This is a genomic window from Christiangramia gaetbulicola (assembly GCF_003054225.1).
GTDB classification, from domain to species: domain Bacteria; phylum Bacteroidota; class Bacteroidia; order Flavobacteriales; family Flavobacteriaceae; genus Christiangramia; species Christiangramia gaetbulicola.
The window spans coordinates 794484-813804 of sequence record NZ_QBKQ01000003.1; the positions used below are offsets into that span (position 1 = coordinate 794484).

Annotated in this window: 15 protein-coding genes; 14 read left to right on the plus strand and 1 reads right to left on the minus strand. The window is 33.2% G+C overall.

Features of this window, described 5'->3' with window-relative positions; all coding sequences use genetic code 11:
- The first annotated feature begins 198 nt into the window (after positions 1–198).
- The 13 genes from C8P64_RS15100 to C8P64_RS15160 all read left to right on the plus strand — a co-directional run bounded on the left by C8P64_RS15100 (position 199) and on the right by C8P64_RS15160 (position 17099).
- Complete coding sequence (locus C8P64_RS15100; protein WP_108172906.1) at positions 199–1323, plus strand: glycosyltransferase; 1125 nt, start codon at positions 199–201, stop codon at positions 1321–1323.
- Between the two features lie 161 nt (positions 1324–1484).
- Positions 1485–2435 carry a GNAT family N-acetyltransferase gene (locus C8P64_RS15105; RefSeq protein ID WP_108172907.1) on the plus strand — a complete coding sequence of 317 codons (951 nt, stop codon included), beginning with the start codon at positions 1485–1487 and terminating at the stop codon, positions 2433–2435.
- Positions 2436–2439: 4 nt separating this feature from the next.
- On the plus strand, positions 2440–3645 hold the full coding sequence (locus C8P64_RS15110) for a hypothetical protein (protein ID WP_108172908.1): 1206 nt from the start codon (positions 2440–2442) through the stop codon (positions 3643–3645).
- 23 nt (positions 3646–3668) lie between these two features.
- Positions 3669–4643: a polysaccharide deacetylase family protein gene (locus C8P64_RS15115; protein WP_108172909.1), complete on the plus strand. Its 975-nt coding sequence runs from the start codon at positions 3669–3671 to the stop codon at positions 4641–4643.
- A 56-nt stretch (positions 4644–4699) separates the two neighbouring features.
- Positions 4700–6601: an asparagine synthase (glutamine-hydrolyzing) gene (gene asnB / locus C8P64_RS15120; RefSeq protein ID WP_108172910.1), complete on the plus strand. Its 1902-nt coding sequence runs from the start codon at positions 4700–4702 to the stop codon at positions 6599–6601.
- A 447-nt stretch (positions 6602–7048) separates the two neighbouring features.
- Complete coding sequence (locus tag C8P64_RS15125) at positions 7049–8287, plus strand: hypothetical protein (protein ID WP_108172911.1); 1239 nt, start codon at positions 7049–7051, stop codon at positions 8285–8287.
- 71 nt (positions 8288–8358) lie between these two features.
- Entirely contained in the window at positions 8359–9522 is a 1164-nt protein-coding gene (locus C8P64_RS15130) for a glycosyltransferase family 4 protein (protein ID WP_245889713.1), read from the plus strand.
- A gap of 44 nt (positions 9523–9566) precedes the next feature.
- Positions 9567–10172: a sugar transferase gene (locus C8P64_RS15135; protein WP_108172912.1), complete on the plus strand. Its 606-nt coding sequence runs from the start codon at positions 9567–9569 to the stop codon at positions 10170–10172.
- A complete protein-coding gene (locus C8P64_RS15140) occupies positions 10172–10786 on the plus strand; it encodes an acetyltransferase (RefSeq protein WP_108172913.1) in 615 nt (204 codons plus the stop codon). Before C8P64_RS15135 ends, C8P64_RS15140 begins: the two co-directional genes overlap by 1 nt.
- Complete coding sequence (locus C8P64_RS15145) at positions 10779–11933, plus strand: DegT/DnrJ/EryC1/StrS family aminotransferase (protein WP_108172914.1); 1155 nt, start codon at positions 10779–10781, stop codon at positions 11931–11933. Before C8P64_RS15140 ends, C8P64_RS15145 begins: the two co-directional genes overlap by 8 nt.
- A 10-nt stretch (positions 11934–11943) precedes the next feature.
- Positions 11944–13911: a polysaccharide biosynthesis protein gene (locus tag C8P64_RS15150; RefSeq protein WP_108172915.1), complete on the plus strand. Its 1968-nt coding sequence runs from the start codon at positions 11944–11946 to the stop codon at positions 13909–13911.
- Positions 13912–13919: 8 nt separating this feature from the next.
- Entirely contained in the window at positions 13920–14690 is a 771-nt protein-coding gene (locus tag C8P64_RS15155; protein ID WP_108172916.1) for a polysaccharide biosynthesis/export family protein, read from the plus strand.
- A gap of 3 nt (positions 14691–14693) precedes the next feature.
- Positions 14694–17099, plus strand: coding sequence for a GumC family protein (locus tag C8P64_RS15160; RefSeq protein ID WP_108172917.1), 2406 nt, complete (start codon positions 14694–14696; stop codon positions 17097–17099).
- Here C8P64_RS15160 and C8P64_RS15165 read toward each other — a convergent pair.
- Positions 17092–17826 (minus strand): tyrosine-protein phosphatase, encoded by a 735-nt coding sequence (locus tag C8P64_RS15165; protein ID WP_108172918.1) that lies wholly within the window; start codon positions 17824–17826, stop codon positions 17092–17094. The two genes, C8P64_RS15160 and C8P64_RS15165, sit on opposite strands and share 8 nt — an antisense overlap.
- Before the next feature lie 77 nt (positions 17827–17903).
- Here C8P64_RS15165 and C8P64_RS15170 point away from each other — a divergent pair, with 77 nt between their 5' ends.
- On the plus strand, positions 17904–19265 hold the full coding sequence (locus C8P64_RS15170) for a capsule assembly Wzi family protein (RefSeq protein ID WP_108172919.1): 1362 nt from the start codon (positions 17904–17906) through the stop codon (positions 19263–19265).
- The last annotated feature ends 56 nt before the right edge of the window (positions 19266–19321 follow it).

The following is a 19321-nucleotide window of genomic DNA, read 5'->3' on the forward strand; positions in this document are numbered from 1 at the left end:
TTTTATACTCAGCGTGAAATATTACCCTCAATTTTTTATTTGGAACCAAATAACTTTGATAAAACTGAGGTGTGAATTAAATTTTCTGCAATTTTAAATCTTTGATTATTTTTCTTACCTAAGCTAGGTTTCATAAATTATTTTAAAATTCTTGGTGGAGGGATAGATTGCTCTAACTTTGCGCTCTTATTTGAACTTATGCCAAAATTCAAGATACTTCACATTATAAAATCACTCGGTCGGGGTGGTGCAGAAATGCTACTTCCTGAAACTTTAAGACTTCACGACCATGATAGATTTGAATTTCATTATATATATTTTCTTCCATGGAAAAACCAAATGGTAGAAGAAATTAAAGAAGTAGGAGGAAAAGTAACCTGTTTGGCAGCTAATAATAATTTTAAACTATTGTTGAAGTTTAATGAGGTAGCTAATTATTGCAAAGAAAATAAAATAGACCTTATCCATGCTCATTTACCATGGTCAGGTTTTCTTTCCAGGGTTGTTTTTAAAAAGACTGAACTGCCGTTGATTTATACCGAACATAATATTCAGGAACGCTATCACATTGCAACTAGAAAGTTAAATGCACATACATTTAATTGGCAAAGTATAGTTTTAGGGGTTTCAGCAGATGTTACTCGATCTATTGAAGAAAAAATAAAACCTAATATTCCCGTAAAGACTCTTCTAAATGGCGTAAATACGAAAAAGTTTAATCGTGATAATTTCGCTGGTATAAATATAAAAAAGGAATACAATATACCGGAGGAAGCTATAGTTATTGGCAATCTTGCTGTATTTAGAGAACAAAAGGATATTAAGACCTGGGTGAAATCCTTTAAAATAATTAATGATCGGTTTCCTGAAGTATATGCTTTGTTGGTTGGAGCAGGTCCTAAAGAGGAAGAAATAAAACAACTTATTGAAACTTATGGTTTGCAAAACAGAATTATATTACCTGGTTTACAAACTAATACAGTAGCATTTTTTTCCGCTATGGATGTTTTTATGATGAGTTCACAATTTGAGGGATTACCTATAGCCTTACTTGAAGCTATGAGTACTGGATGTGCTATTGTTTCCACCAAAGCTGGAGGCGTAGTGGAAGTGGTAAGAAACCAAATGGATGGACTGTTATGTGAGGTAGGTGACGCCAAATGCCTTGCAAATAATTGCATAGAACTATTGGAAAACCCATTATTAAGGGAAGAGTTTCAGAAGAAAGCCAGGAAAAGAGTTAAGGCTGAATTTAGCCTTGAAAATATGGTAGTTAATTTAGAAAAGTCTTACTTGAGTTTACTGGATAATGTAGTGCAGTAAATTTATAATGATTGATGTAAAAACTGAATTATAATTGATCACTAATCTATTGAAAAGGAGTTTTTGGTTTACTACATTATTTTGGATTTTTTATTCCAAAGTTCTTAAAGTTGATACAACATTCATAGATAGGTATAATAAGATATAGGTTAAATTTAATTATGGAGATAAGACAAGCTTGCGAAAGTGATATTTCAGAAATTGTAGAAGTTTTAAAAGCAAGTCTCGGTGAAGATCAACTGGAACTTTCAGATACAGTATGGAGATATAAACATATTGATAACCCTTTTGGTGAGTCTATAGTACTGGTAGCAATAGAAAACAGTAAAATTATAGGTGTCAGAGCATTTATGTGTTGGAAATGGAGGATGAACGATACCATTTTTAATGCTTATCGTGCAGTAGACACAGCGACACATCCTGAACATCAGGGAAAAGGGATTTTTAAAAAATTGACCATGGCTGCTATTGAAATTGCGGCGAAAAGAGGTGATCATTTTATATTTAATACCCCTAATGAAAAAAGTAGGCCAGGTTATTTAAAGATGGGGTGGGAAATAGTAGATAAAGTAGTAATTGCTATAAAACCTGCTTTTAATTCATTTTTAAAAATAAAATCGAAAAAGATTAAATATAGTATAGATCACCAAGTTTCTGATGAGATAATAAATAATGTTTGTAATGATTGGAATGAGAGACAATTGCACAAAGGAAAGTTGTTTACTCCAAAATCAAGATATTATCTTTCTTGGCGTTATGAGAAGAATCCTCTTCAAAAATACCAGGTAATAACTACTGGTAATATTTATTTGGCTGCATATGTGAAAAAGAGAGGTAGAATTAAAGAATTGCGAGTAGCCGAATGTTTGCACAATGATAATAAAGAAGACAAACGTCAAATTTCCAGAATTCTTCTTCTTTTAAGCAGTAAATTTGGCGTTCAGGTAATAACTTATGCGCCAGATTTGTTGGATTTATGGTCTATTAAGCTTATAGGGAGTTTTGGTCCAATTTTGACTTTGAAGGAGCTTAATTTGAGTACGAAAGATAAACAAGACCTATTAGAGATCAATAATTGGGATAACAGTATTGGTGATTTAGAACTATTTTAATTTTATGATAGGAGTTCTTTTTCTAATTATATTATTTTTTGGTATAAATCAGGCCATTTTTAGTTTCTTTAAGAAAAGGCATTCTTTCTTTTCTGTTAGTAAAATGAACCTGCTTTATCTATACCATACCTTTTTCTATGGTGTGTATACCTGGTATGCCTATAACAATCCATCTGATTCAAAAAATTATTATCAGGAGCTAACAATTCATTCAGGTACATGGTTGGAATTATTTGGAACAGATACGCTATTTATCAACTTCCTATCATATCCTTTTTATTCAATTGGGTTCAATTATGATATGCTCATGTTTACATTTGCGTGGTTAGGATACCTTGGATTTGTTTACGCATACTTATTTTTTAGAGAAAAAATCCCCATTAAAATAAAAGTATTTAAGAAAATTGACTTTCTTACGTTAGTGTTATTTTTCCCAAATATGCATTTCTGGACGGCCTCGTTAGGTAAAGGATCTGCTATATTTCTGGGATTAATGATGTTTACTTATTCTATTGTGCAACCAAGTAAAAGACTTCTATTACTTTTTTTAGGTTCAGCTATCATATTTTATATTAGGCCACATGTTTTTATGTTTGTAGCTGTAGGAGCAGTTTTAGGCTTTATGAGTGGTAGACAGAAAATCCCATTGTGGCAAAAACTTATGATTTTCGTTGTAATGTTGGGATCTTTGGTATTATTACAGGATAAAATATTAGGTGTGATGAATCTTCAAAATTCAGATAACTTAATTGAAGATTTCCAGGCCGCTTCTGAAAAAAATGCGGAAGATCTAAGTAAAGCCGGTTCAGGAGTAGATATGTCTACTTATCCTTTGCCCCTTAAACTATTTACCTTCTGGTTCAGGCCATTATTTGTTGACGCACCAAATCTACTTGGTTTAATAACCTCTGTAGAAAATTTAATTTATTTATTACTTTTCTTAAAAATTATTAGAAAAGATTTTATAAAATTCATAAAAAAGTCACCAGCACTCGTCAAAATGAGTTTTGTAATATTCTTTACTGCTTCATTGGCAATGACTTTTGTAATGTCCAACCTGGGGATTATTATGAGACAAAAAACCATGGTTATGTATTTTATCTTTTTCGTAATCTATTATTACATGGCTGAAAAAAAGTATAAAAAACTAATCAGATTGCGTGATATGAAAAGGAAAAGAGAAGCAGAGCTCGTAGTTCAAACTCCTTAATTTACCAATTCACATACTAAAAAATGAGTAAAAACGGATATCTTATTATTTCTCTAGATTTTGAACTGATTTGGGGTGTTTTTGATGTAATAGATTTGCAGGATAAAAGGAGATATTTTGAAAACACCATTAAGGTAATACCTGAGATTCTTTCCTTATTTAAAGAAAATGATATTCATTGTACCTGGGCCATTGTAGGGATGCTATTCAATAGAAATTGGGAGGAATGGAAAAGAAATATTCCACAAAACAAACCCGATTACTTAAATGAAAAGCTGTCAGCCTATAATTATGGTAGTAACCATAATAGTGAAGAAGATGATTCATTTTTTTTCGCTCCGCAATTAATAAGGAGTATAAAAAATACTAAAGGACAGGAAGTTGGAACTCATACGTATTCCCATTACTATTGTTTAGAGGATTCTCAGAATGAAGTTCAGTTTAGTAATGATCTTGACATCGCGATAAATGTGGCGAAAGATTATGGTATTGAATTAAAATCCTTGGTTTTCCCGAGAAATCAATTGAAAGATAGTTATTTAAAAATTTGTAAATCTAAAGGGATCTTAAATGTACGATCAAATCCGTTGAGCTGGTATTGGGACGATCCTACATCCGAATCAATTCTGGTTAAAGTTGCTCGTACAGGGGATGCTTATTTAAATTTTGGAAAAAAATCCTATTCACTAGAAAATCTAGAAACATCTAATGATTTACCTCTAGAACAACCCGCAAGTAGATTTCTCAGGCCAGTTGAGGGACAAAATTTTATCAGAGATCTAAAAATTGAAAGAATTAAAAGAGAAATGACTTCGGCTGCTAAAGCTGGAGAGATTTATCATCTTTGGTGGCATCCTCATAATTTTGGTGTTGAACCCGAAGAAAGTATGTTGGATATAATGAAGATTATCAACCATTATAAAGAATTAAATGTGAAATTTAATTTCCAGTCTTTGAACATGGATGAGCTAGGAGCTTTAGTATTAAATAAAGTTTAAACCTTAAAGTTGGTCTTTTAGTTTGTATATCTTTGCCATCCTAAAATTGCTAAATAATGTGTGGAATTAATGGTATTATATTAAAGTCTGGTCAGGACTATAAAAAGCTTAGTAATGACCTTTCTAAAATGAACTTTGAAATAGTCCATCGTGGTCCGGATCAGGACGGATTTTTTCTACATAATTCGCATAATTTTCATCTGGGAATGGCCATGCGCCGCCTTTCTATAATAGATTTAAATACAGGTAAACAACCAATTTCTTCAGAAAATAACTCCATCACTATCGTCTTTAACGGAGAAATTTATAATTATTTGGAGTTAAAAAAATCCTTGGAGGAGAAAGGAATAAGATTTAATACAACCTCAGATACCGAAGTAATTTTAAAATTATATGAAATATATGGAACCGAATCATTTTCCATGCTTGATGGGATGTTTGCGTTCAGTATTTATGATGATAATATTAAGAAAACCTTTATAGCCCGAGATTTTTTTGGAGAGAAACCTTTGTATTTTACAAAAGATGAGCATAGAATCATCTGGGCATCTGAATTAAAATCTATAATATCTGTTTTAAATTATAAACCCAACTTGTCAAAAACGGGATTGAGTCTTTATTTTCAGTTAACCTATATTCCAGCACCATATACTATTTACGATAATATCCATAAGCTCGAGGCTAATAACTATTTAGAGATTGATACGGAAAATTTCAACCTCAAAAGTATCGAGGTAAATCAAAAATTTTCAAAAGATGTATCTCCTGATATTACATTCAAAGAAGCAAAGAATCTTACCCATGACCTGGTGGTGGATAGCGTAAGCTCAAGATCTATTGCAGATGTTCCTTTGGGCACTTTTTTATCTGGAGGAGTAGATTCTTCCATTGTATCATGGGCATTGGCAAATCAAACCAATAAAAAAATTGATACTTTTTCAATAGGATTCGATAAAAAATCTTTCGATGAATCTGATAAATCCAGAGCGGTAGCTAAAATAATTAATAGTAACCACCATGAATTTATTGTGTCAGCAGAAGATTTGAAGGATAACGTCGATTCTATTTTATTAAATTTTGATGAACCTTTTGCCGATTCCTCATCCCTTCCAACATATTTAGTAGCAAATAAAACCAGACAGCATGTAAAAGTGGCGCTTACTGGCGATGGAGGAGATGAAGTTTTTGGAGGGTATAATAAATATTATATTGGAAAGTTAAATACCAGATATAGTTCTTTTATACCTGAAAAAGTTCATAATGCTATAAAAAGTTTTTCTGAACCCTTTTTAGCTACTAAAGATGATAAGAGAGGATATCGTTTCAAGGCAAAAAGATTATTGAATGCAATTAATTATGACGGAGATTTTTATTATAATATCGTTTCCCTTGCTTATCAGCCAGAAGAGGTGAATAGATTCTTAAAGGATTACATTCTGGATAATTCTCCGTTGAATTATTTTAAAAATAAAATAGGGTCAAATAACCAAACGTTGACTGATTTCAGAAACATTGATAAATTATTAAGTTTGGAAGGAGATATGTTGGTGAAGGTAGATAGAACAAGCATGTTGACTTCTTTAGAAAGTCGGGCACCTTTTCTGAATAAGAAATTATGGAATTTCACTTCCCAGGTGCCGGAAACATATTTAATGCAAGGTTGGAACAAAAAGTTTTTATTGAAAGAATCATTTAAAGAATATTTCCCAAAAGACTTTTTAGATAAATCAAAAAAAGGTTTTGGGGTGCCCGTTGGTGATTGGTTAAGAGGTCACTTATCTAAAGAGTTGGAATCTTATATCGAACCTGAATTTTTGAAAGTACAGAATATTTTTATAACTGATGAAATTATAGCTTTGATTAGAAATCATCTTTCAGGAAAGGAAGATAATACCTTTAGAGTATGGACATATTACTGTTTTCAAAAATGGTATAAGGAAACTTATTTAAAATTTTAAATTCTATCTACCTAATAACTTTAGAGTTTAAAAATTCATTTAGAAAAATGTAATAACATGCATAATGACAACAGAAAGATTAGACTCTTCTGAATTTTGATTTTTGAAATTTCATCTAAGCAAAAACCTAATTTAACAGCCTGATTAGATCTATAATGCGAATTAATTATATTTTAAAATATTATTACCTCAGATCATTTTTTTTATCCGAATACATATAGTTTTTTGAAAAGCTATCCCACCTATCTTTATTCTTAATTATTTCTATCTGTTGAATAAAAGAACATAACTGGGATTCTGAAAGTGTAATTTCCACAAGTATTATGTGTAAAAAACACACGGTATTCAAAGCCCTATTGTAGTTATGTTTGAATTTTTAGGGTGAAATGAGACAATCTTTACTTTGGCAGACCCTTTGCTTATCGAAGTTCCGAATTATAAAAATTTATGGAACTAAATACCTTATATATTTTAAATGTACTGGAATGTATCTTTTTAATACCTTTTCTATATGAACTGAATCAGGTTATGCTGAAATGGTTTAAAAAGAAATATTCTATTATTTCGGAAAAACGACTGAATATTTTATTCTTTTATCATCTTTTATTTGGTCTCGTATATTATTTATACGCTCTTTCCAATCCTTCAGATTCCAAAAGATATTTTAGAGTTCCCAGTGAATCCAATAAAGCCTGGATTGATTTCTTTGGTACTGAAACTACTTTTATTGATTTTATTTCTTACCCCTTCATTAATTTTATGGGATTCAGTTATGAGATGATGATGTTACTCTTTACCTGGATAGGATATTGGGGGTTTGTTTTTGGTTTCTTGTTTTTTAAAGAAAACATAACTGAAAAAGTAAAGGTTTTTAAAAAGGTAGATTTGCTAACACTAATCTTGTTTTTCCCAAATATGCATTTTTGGTCGGCCAGTTTAGGAAAGGGTGCATTGATATTTTTTGGTTTGATGTTATTTGCTTTTTCAATTACTAAACCGGCTAATAGAAAATCAGGCTTGATTATCTCTTCTATCTTGATTTTTGCTATAAGACCTCATATGTTTTTACTCTTATGTATCGCGAGTTTATATGGTTTGTATTTTGGTAAAAATCTGATATCCAAACGATATAAAATTATTGGCGGAGCAGCAATATTGGCAGGTCTGTTGCTTCTTCAGAATAAAATATTAGGTGTGGTAAATCTTAATGATTCAAATAATTTAATTGCAGATTTTTTAGCATTCACAAGTCAAAGGTCGCAAGATCTCAGTGGCGCTACTTCCGGCGTGAATATGGCTGGTTATAGTTTACCGGAAAAGATATTCACTTTCTGGTTTAGACCTTTGTTTTTGGATGCGCCGGGAATTTTAGGAGTTCTTGTTTCCATAGAAAACTTTATTTATCTCCTGCTATTTGCCAAGATATTCAGGTTTAATTTTTTTAAATTTTGGAAAAATGCGCCTTCTCATGTGAAATCAAGTTTAATGGTATTTATCTTAACTTCATTTGCCATGACATTCGTAATGTCCAATCTTGGAATTATGATCAGGCAAAAAACAATGATCATGTATTTTATGTTTTTTGTAATCTATTATTTTCTGGCTTACGAGAAATCAAATGATATGAAATTAAGATTAGAAAAATTGAACATGGCTGCGAGTAATAAATCTTTAATAAAAATATAATTTCGATAAAGCTCTTTATTCAAACCAAATCGAAAAACTATAGTTTTGCGCCAGACTCATAATTTAATCACGTGGAGAAAATAGTAAGAATCACTACAATTCCTCTTTCATTAGAAAAACTGTTGGAAGGGCAGCTTAGCTTTATGAATAATCATTTTGAAGTTATAGCTGTATCCGCGGAAAAGGATAGGCTGGAAAAATATGGACATGATAATGGAGTGCGCACATTTCCGGTAGATCTTACCCGTGCGATTACACCCGTTCAGGATTTAAAAAGTCTGTTTAAACTATATCAATACTTAAAAAAGGAAAAACCGTTAATCGTCCATACACATACACCTAAAGCTGGAATTATAGGTATGATGGCAGGTAAATTAGCAGGTGTGCCTATAAGGTTACATACCGTTGCGGGTCTTCCTTTACTGGAAACAGAAGGAGCAAAAAGAAAACTTCTTGATTTAGTTGAAAAGTTGACTTATAGCTTAGCTACCAGGGTTTATCCTAATTCATTTAAATTAAAAGAGATAGTATTAGATTTGGGTTATGCTAAAGAATCCAAGCTCAAAGTTTTGGGAGATGGGAGTTCAAATGGTATTGATACAGAATATTTTGATCCGAAGCGATTTAAGGATGAAGATAGATTAAAATTAAAATCTGAATTAGATATTCCTGAAGATCATTTCGTTTACATATTTGTGGGGAGACTAGTGAAGGAAAAGGGAATTAATGAACTCGTAAAATCTTTTGTTCAGGTCAACCAGGAATACTCTAAAACGACTCTTTTATTGGTAGGTCCCTTCGAGCAGGAGTTGGATCCATTGGAAGATGAGGTTTACGAATTGATTAAATCACATCCCAAGATTATTACAACGGGATATCAGACAGATGTAAGGCCATATTTTGCAATTTCCGATGTTTTAACTTTTCCGAGTTATAGAGAAGGCTTTCCGAATGTGGTGATGCAGGCAAATGCCATGAATTTACCAGTAATTGTTAGTGATATTAATGGTTGTAACGAGATAGTATCGCATAAAGAAAATGGCTTGATAATCGCAGTAAAAGACCAGGTAGCACTATATAATGCTATGAAAAAACTTTGTCTCGATGCTAATTTGAGGGTGAAAATGACGGAAAACGCACGAGCATTGATTCAAAGCAAATATGAAAGGAAGCAATTCTGGAAAATTTTGTTAAAAGAATACAAAGAATTAGAAGCCCAATATAAACATGATTAAATTCGCCGCTGCGGAAAGAATCCAATAAATATCTATTATAAGCAATGTATAAGTCCATTATAAAGCCTCTATTAGATTTCCTCGTTGCGCTGATTGGCCTTATTTTTTTAAGCCCATTACTTATAATATTTACTATTTTGCTTTCTATGGTAAATGGGGGGAAGCCATTTTTCTTCCAAAAGAGGCCTGGCAAAAGAGGAAGGAGCTTTCAAATTGTTAAGTTTCGTACAATGACAGATGAAAGAGACGAAGATGGGAATTTATTGCCTGACGCCTCAAGATTGACTTCAGTTGGACAATTTGTAAGAAAGACCTCCATCGACGAGATTCCACAATTGATCAATGTTGTCAAAGGGGATATGAGTATTGTAGGTCCGAGACCCTTATTACCAGAATACCTTGAGCTTTATTCTGAAAGACAGAAAAAGAGACATGAAGTAAAGCCTGGTATTACCGGCTGGGCTCAGGTAAATGGGAGAAATGCGATCAGCTGGACCCAAAAGTTCGAGTATGATGTTTGGTATGTTGAGAACTTATCTTTTAGTTTAGATTTGAAAATCCTGTTCAAGACAATAAAAAAAGTATTGATTTCAGAAGGAATAAATACTCAGAATATGGCTACAACAGAGCCTTTTAACGGAAACAATTAATGATAATATTTGGTGCCAGCGGTCACGCGAAAGTGATTATTGATATCGTAAAATCTACAGGTCAAAAGTCTATCGATTTTATTTTAGATGATGACAGGTCGATCAAAAGTATTGCGGATTTTGAAGTGAAGCATGAATTTGAGGAATCGATGGTATCACAAGATCTTGTTATAGCTGTTGGAAATAATATTACAAGGAAAAAACTGGCAAATCAAATTACCAATAATTTCTGTGAAGCTTTAAAGCATAGAACGGCTGTTGTATCTGAAGATGTTGTGATTGAAGAGGGATCTGTAATAATGCCTAATGCGATTATTAATTCTTCGGTAGTAATTGGAAAACATTGTATAATAAATTCAGGTGCTGTCATCGAGCATGACTGTGAACTTCAAGATTTCGTTCATATTTCTCCAGGATCTACCGTTACCGGTAACGTAAAAATTGGAGAAGGAACCCAAATTGGAGCAGGAGCTACTGTGATTCCTGGAGTTCAGATAGGGAGATGGGCTACAATTGGCGCTGGGGCTGTTATTATTAATGATATACCAGATTTCGCGGTTGTAGTAGGAAATCCAGGAAAAGTTATAAAATTCAATAAATTTGAGAATGAGTAAAGAAAAAATCTGGCTGTCTTCACCGCATATGGGAGGGACAGAATTAAAATATATTCATGATGCATTCGATCAAAATTGGATTGCTCCTCTAGGACCCAATGTCAATGGTTTTGAGAATGACATTAAAAAATATTTAGATCCGGAAGGTTCCGAAGGCATTGAGGTTGCGGCTTTGAGTTCAGGGACTGCGGCTCTTCATTTGTCTTTAATTCAATTAGGGGTTGGTCCAGAAGATGAGGTTATTTGTCAGAGTATGACCTTTGCAGCGTCTGCGAATCCAATTATGTATTTAGGCGCTAAGCCAATTTTTATAGATAGTGAAAGAGATACTTTAAATATTTGCCCTGAGCAACTAGAGATCGCTATTAAAGACAGAATTTCAAAAGGTAAAAAGCCTAAGGCTATAATTGCGGTTCATCTATACGGAATGCCTTATAAAGTTGATGAAATTGAAGCTATTTCTAAAAAATATGAGATTCCAATTATTGAAGATAGTGCAGAGGCTTTAGGGTCAACCTATAAGAACAGGAATTGCGGAACCCTTGGTGACTATTCCGTTCTTTCATTCAATGGAAATAAAATTATTACTACCTCTGGTGGTGGAGCTTTGGTAATAAAATCATTCGAACAAAAACAAAAGACCGTTTTTCTAGCAACGCAGGCTAGAGATGATGCTCCGCATTACCAACATAGTGAGATCGGTTATAATTATAGATTAAGCAATATTTCAGCCGGAATTGGACGCGGCCAAATGGAAGTTTTGGATAAAAGGGTCGAAGCCAGGCGGAATATGTTCCAATTTTATGTAAATTTATTCCATACTGAAGCAGGGGTAGAGGTTCATGAGGAACCTTCTGACGATTTTTTTAGCAATCATTGGCTAACTGTGATTGAAGTTAATGAGGAAAAAACTAACGGAGTAAGTAGAGAAGACTTAAGAAAGTGTTTGGAAGAAGAAAATATTGAAAGTAGGCCTTTATGGAAACCAATGCATATGCAACCGGTTTTCAAGCGTTTCCCATTTTATGGTAAGGGAGTTGCCGAAAATATATTTAAAAATGGTTTATGTTTGCCGAGTGGATCTAATCTAACTGATAATGATAGAGATAGATTAAAAAAAGCAATCTTAAATTGTTTGAAAAAATAGAATTATAACTATGGGTAGATTAGATAAAGCCCTCAAAAACATTCTTTCTGGTCCCGATAATGCTTTAGATATAAGAAATCTGAAATATCTTCCGCGTTGGGCTGTTTTGATGATTGACATAGGTCTCGTTACGATTTCAACCATTTTGACGATTTTTATTTTAATTGACCTATCTCCATTTCAATATACTTTACTTAGCTTTTTTGAAAAGACATTGCTAGTCGTTAGTGTAAATATTTTCTTTTTTTACATTTTCAAAACATATGCAGGGATAATCCGATATTCCTCTAATGTCGATGCATTAAAGCTTTTGCTGGCGACAGTGAGTGTTTTTGCCAGTCTATTGATAATTAATTATGCTACTTATTTTTTAATTGGAGAAAAGATTTTTCTGGTTGGTGGACTGCTTATAAATTTATGGATATCCTTTTCATTACTTTTTCTATTCAGGCTTAGTGTTAAGCAGGCATACGAATATTTTAAAGTGGTTCAAAAAAATGAGTCTCTTATAAAAGCTGTAATTCTAGGTGTAGATGAAAATGCAATCTCTATTGCCGGTGCTTTGGATATTGAGCATCCAAAAAGATTCAAAATCGTTGGTTTCTTGTCACCTAGTGTACAAAAAAGCCTTCGGATTTTGGATAAGCCAGTTTTGCAGCACACTCAAAAAATACATAAGGAAATTAGTTCTTTAGGCGCAGAGGCCATAATTTTTTCTGAAAACTCATTTACTCCAGAAGAGAAGTTCAAGTTGGTAGAAGAGTGCCTTGAGCATGACATAGCTGTTTACAATGCACCTCTTGTTTCTTCATGGGATGATAACCAGCCTATAGCAAAAAATATTAAGACCTTGCAGATTGAAGATCTTCTGGAGCGTGAACCCATTCAGCTAGAGGTTCAAAATAAAATCGATCAGTTAACAGGTAAAACTATTCTGGTTACTGGAGCAGCGGGTTCAATTGGAAGTGAGATCGTAAGGCAGGTTTCAGAATATAATCCTGAGAAACTGATCATTCTTGATCAGGCAGAGACTCCAATTCATAATTTACAGCTCGAAATAGAATCATCATTTCCTGATCTTAATTTTCAGGTAATTGTATGTGATGTTGGGAACCAGAAAAGGTTAGAGTTGATGTTCCAGAATCAGAATATTGATGTGGTTTATCATGCAGCGGCATATAAACACGTTCCCTTAATGGAGAGCAATCCACATGAGGCAGTATTTGTAAATATTCATGGAACAAAGAATTTGGCTGATCTGGCTGTAAAATATAAAGTTGGACATTTCGTGATGGTATCTACAGATAAAGCTGTTAATCCTAGTAATGTAATGGGAGCTTCTAAGCGCGCTGCAGAAATGTATGTTCAGTCGCTTTATCATGAACAATTAAATCATTCTGGTCACATAACAAAGTTTATCACGACGAGATTTGGTAACGTCTTAGGATCAAATGGATCCGTAGTACCACTATTTAAAAAACAAATAGAACAGGGTGGTCCGGTCACCATAACCCATCCTGATATAATTAGGTATTTCATGACTATACCCGAGGCTTGCCAGCTGGTTCTGGAAGCAGGAGCCATGGGTAAAGGTGGGGAAATCTTTGTTTTTGATATGGGAGAACCTGTAAAGATAATGGATTTAGCGATAAAAATGATTAAACTTGCCGGATATCAACCTAACAAGAACATTAAAGTTAGAATAACCGGATTAAGACCAGGGGAAAAGTTATACGAGGAGTTACTGAATGATGAATGCAAAACCCTTCCTACTCACCATAAGAAAATTATGATAGGCCAGGAAGTTGTTAGGAATTATGAGATGATCAATCAAAAAATAAATAAGATTATCAAATCTGCTAATAATTTGAAGAATGATAAAGTTGTTGCAAAATTGAAAGACCTTATCCCGGAATTTAAGAGTAACAATTCATCCTACGAAAGACTTGACAATATTGCTGAACTCAAAAAAGATTAATAATTTATATGCAAAAATTACTTGGGCTATTTGTTTTAGCCTTACTACTAAATAGCTGTGCCACTAAAAAAGAAATTGTCTACTTCTATGAAGGTAAAGAAACTTTAGAAGGCCAACAAAATCTTCTGGATTATGAGCCTAAAATTGAGAAGAATGATGTTCTTAGAATAAATGTATCTTCTTCTTCTATTAACGAAGAAATAGTTGCTCCTTTTCAAATGAGAACCGGAAATCAACCAGCCCAAGGAAACGGAGGTCAAAATCCTTCTTTATCAGGTTATCTAGTTAGCCCCGATGGATTGATAAATTTTCCTGTTCTAGGTGAAATTAAGGTTGAAGGTTTGACGAGGACCCAGGTACAGAAAAAACTTGAGAAGGAAATTGAGACCTTTGTAAAGGATCCAATCGTTGATGTTAGAATTGTAAATTTTAAAATTACCGTTTTAGGTGAAATAGGAAATGGAAGAGTAGAAGTAACCGATGGAAGGGTCACTATTCTTGAACTAATAGCTATGTCTGGTGGTATACCCTATAGTGGACGTCGGGAAAATGTCATGATTATCAGGGAAGAAAATGGAATAAAAAAAATAGGTTATATAGATATGACGGATACCGAATTATTCAAAAGTCCTTATTATTACCTTAAACAAAATGATATAGTATACGTAGAGCCTACTTATAGAACAGTTAAATCTGCCGGCTTTTTTACAAGCTATCAAGGGATAATAAGCTTGGGAACGACCATTATCAGTATGTATTTACTTATTAATAGCCTGTAATAAATGGAAGAACTCACCAATTTTTCTGAAGAGAGTAAGGAATCTAATTTTGATCTAAAGGCAGAGATTTTTAAGTACTTAACCTATTGGAAATGGATTCTTGTCGGCTTTCTTTTAGGAGGCTTGTTAGCGTATTTATATAATCGCTACACAATTCCAAAGTACAGCACATCATCCACAATGATCATGGTAGATGATCAGGAAAATAGCGCGATGAGTGCATTACCCTCGGGCGGGGGTGGAACTATTTTGTCAATAGGAGACGATGGTCTACAAAGTCAGATTGAAAAATTGAAATCAAAGCAATTAGTTTCAAGTGTAATAGACGAGTTGGACCTCAATATTTCTTATTACATCGAGGGGAATGTTATTACTGTAGAAGCATATAAGTCTAGCCCTGCAGTTTTAGAATTTATTTCTGCTGATTCTTTAGTTAATAATGCTGATCTTGATATTCTAATCACCCCTTTATCAGAAACTGAATTCAAATTAAATATTGCAGATTCTGAATATAGTAAAAATCACAAGATTGGAGAAATAATTAATTTGGATGAAATTGAATTTACAGTTTTACCTAAATCTGGTAATTCCAATGGGGCTTTCAATAAATCAAATACCGTAAATGTAATTGTTGAACCACTGAGGGAGACAGCAAATAGGTATATACAGAATTTGTTAATTAAACCAAAGGGTAAAGCTAATGATATTTTGGAGCTCTCGATTGTAAATGAATCAAGTGCAAAATCAGAAGATTTTCTTAATACCTTAATGAAGAGATTTAATGAAGAGGGCGTAGCTAATAAGCAAGAGGTGGCAGAAAATACAACAGCCTTTATTCAGGAAAGACTTGAAATGATTACCACGGAATTAGACTCTGTTGAAGTTGGTATTGCTGAATTTAAGAGAGAAAACAGGATTATGAATGTTCAATCCGGAGCCCAGCAATTTCAGTCAAAATTTTCTGCTGCGGAACAACAAATATTTGATCTGGAAACCCAACTCGAACTTCTACAATCGATTGAGGAATTATTAAGAAAAAAGGACCCTTATGATTTTTTACCTGAAGTAGGTATAAGTGAGGGAGGAATAACTGGACTTATTAACTCATATAACTCTTTGGTGATGGAGAGGAATATGTATTTAAAAGGTTCAACTGTAAATAATCCGGTAGTTGAGGCTTTATCTGACCAGCTGGATGGGTTACGATCTAATTTGTACGAAAATATAGCAAGTACAAGGCAATCTATAAGAGTAAGATTAAATGAATTAAGTACTCGCGGAAATAGAGCTCAAGGACAATTCCAAACTTTTCCAGGCTTGGAAAAAGGAATGCGTAATATTGAGCGCCAACAGCAAATTAAAGAGCAGCTCTATCTCTTTTTACTACAAAGGCGGGAAGAAGCAGCCATTTCTTTTGCGGCTACTGCATCAGTAGCACGAGTAGTAGATTCTGCTTTTACTCTGGATAATCCAGTAGATCCTGAACCCTGGTTAATTTTAGTTGGAGGTTTTCTGGTTGGATTGATTATTCCTATAGGTATAATTTTTATAAAAAATTTATTAGACACCAAGGTGCATCATAAAGGAGATTTACAAACTTTAATAAAAACAGTACCTTTTATTGGAGAAGTTCCTAGAATAGGAGCAGAACAAAATGAAGTTATACATTTAAATGACAGGTCTCCACTTGCGGAATCATTCAGGATATTGCGTACCAACTTGGCTTACTTAATTCAAAATAAAGATAAAGAGCGTGGTGATGTAATTTTTGTAACCTCCACAGTAAAAGGTGAAGGAAAAACTTTTATTTCTTACAATCTATCTAGGACATTAGCCAGTACAGGTAAATCTGTTTTATTAATAGGTGCAGATATTAGAAATCCTAAACTTCATCGATATACAGAATCTACCTTAGGGGCTAAAGAGAAAGGTCTTTCTGACTTTCTTTATGATTTTGATGTAAATTCAGAAGATATTGTTTCTAAAACCAATGACGATGATATTGATGTTGACATAGTTCTCTCAGGACCAATTCCTCCTAACCCCGCTGAATTATTGATGAATGATAGAATGGAGGAATTAATTGAAGATGCTAGAACTCGTTATGATTTTATCATTGTAGATACTGCCCCTGCCATGATTGTGACAGATACTTTACTTATTAGTCAACTTGCTGATTATACACTATATGTTACCAGAGCAGATTTTACTGAGAAAAATTTACTAGAGTTTCCAAAGGATCTTAAAAAACAAAGTAAACTCAAAGGTCTTGCTGTAATTCTTAATGACGTGGATTACTCTAAGTTTTCTTATGGAGCCCAATATGGTTATTCATATGGCTATGGTTATGGCTATGGTGTAGATAAAGAGAGTAGGTGGAAACGCTTAAAAAGAAGATTGTCTAATTAGAGAATAATCTTTTATTTCTTTCAATTAGATTTTCAATGTGAGGTAAGTGCTTTTTCAAAATCTTAATCTCTTTTATTTTCTGAATATGATCTAATTTATGAGCATCACTGCAAATAAAATCCACCATATTACTTTCTAATAAATGATATGCAGTTTTTTGAATGCCTACTCCATAATGTCCCGAAAGCGAAAGCATGTTGAGCTGAAAATCACATCCACGTGTTTTTAATTCTTTATATTTTTTTAGATCTTTTGAATGATAGAAAGCATATCTCTCAGGATGAGCTAAAATTGGAGAATATGAATTGTTTTGAAGCTTGAATAAAATTTCATTAAGATTTAAAGGAGGTTGGAAATAGGACATTTCCACTAAAACCTTATTTTCAGTTATAGTTAGGATTTCTTTTTTATCAATAATATCTATAAAGTTCTGATCCATCATATATTCGGCGGAATAATTCAATTTGATATCATCATCTAGATTTTCTACTACTTTATTATAACCACGAGAAATTGTTTCTGGAGTATTAGGGTAATATTCTCCTATCACGTGAGGAGTCGCTACAAAACTTTTAATTCCAATATCACTAAATGCTTGAATTAACTCCAGTGATTCCTCCGCAGTTTTTGCGCCATCGTCAATTCCAGGTAATATATGGTTATGGAAATCGGTTATACCTTCTAAAAGATCAATTAAATAGATTTTCTTTTTAAATATTGAAAACATGGGGTCTATTTTAGGTCTCAAAATTACATAATTTAAATTCTTATTATTAATATTTGCAGAGTTCCTGGACCTAAAATATGAGACTTACCTTTTTAATTGCTTTATTATTTTCATTTTGCTTCGTTTGTAACGGCCAGATTGAATATCAAATTAATTTCGATGGACAAGGGCAATTATTCACAGGAGATGAATCTCCATTCTGGATGCATACCAATTACAGAGGCAGAATGGATGAAAAATCTCATTTGTTTGGTTTGGTTTCTACGAAAGTTAAGATGGATCTTACTTCTGATAGTTATGCTGAATTTGGAGCTGGAGCCTTCTATAAAGATGGATATAAAGATGGGGCTAAATTAGATCAACTTTACTTTAATTATGTATCGCCTAAATTTGGAGTAGTCATAGGTAAAAAGCAGCGTAAAGATCTTTTTCAAGGTCTTAGTGCAACCAATGAAAATATTATATGGTCTCTTAATGCCGCTCCCATGCCTGGGATGAGATTTTTTATCAGAGATCCACTTTTTATTTTTAAAGAAGATCACGGCATAGGTATTATTGCCAGTTTAGAGGAGTATTTAATGGACGATGATCGTTACATTGAGGATACTCGTCTTCATCATAAAAGTCTTCATTTGGTTTACCGAAACGAGAACAATTTTCAAATTGACATGGGGGTGCAGCATTTCGTGCAATGGGCGGGCTATTCAGAAGAGTTTGGACAACTACCAAATTCATGGGATGATTATTTTAGGATATTTACAGGAATGGCTAGTGAAGGAGATGTTGGTAATGGTGAGGAAGTTAATGCTCTGGGAAACCAGATTGGTAGTTATGAAATAAAAATAAAAACGAAAATCAGGGATGTAGATTTTCAGTTTTTGTACAATCATATTTTCGAAGATGCCTCTGGTATGAAAGGAGGGAATTTTCCTGACGGTCGATATGCGGTTTATTTTGAAGATAACCGTGATACTTTTTGGGGAACTTCCTGGTTAAAGGCCTTTATGTATGAATTTTATTATACAAAGAACCAGAGTAGAACCAGAAAAAGTTCTGAAGAAGATGGAGCAGATAATTATTTCAACAATAATTTATATCGATCTGGATGGACGTATAACAACCAGGTATTGGGAATGCCTTTTATCTTATTGAATGATAATAGGTTTAGAATTGGAACCAATATAACCACTGTTCATCATTTAGGCCTTAAAGGGAAAGCTTTCGAAAAATATCCTTATCGATTTCTGTTAAGTTACCGAAAAAACTACGGTGTAAAAGATTCTTTCTTTGCGGAGACTAGAGAGGTCCTGTCATCCTTAATTGAATTAGATCTAGTAAACGATAATTATAGTCTAAAAGCACAAATTGGAGCAGATATAAGCTCCTATGAGGATGCCAATTTAGGAGTTGGTATAAGTTTCTCAAAAGCAATTTTTTAGATTTCGTCTGATTTATTTTTTGTACTTTCCACACGCCTTAAATCATTTAGACTAAC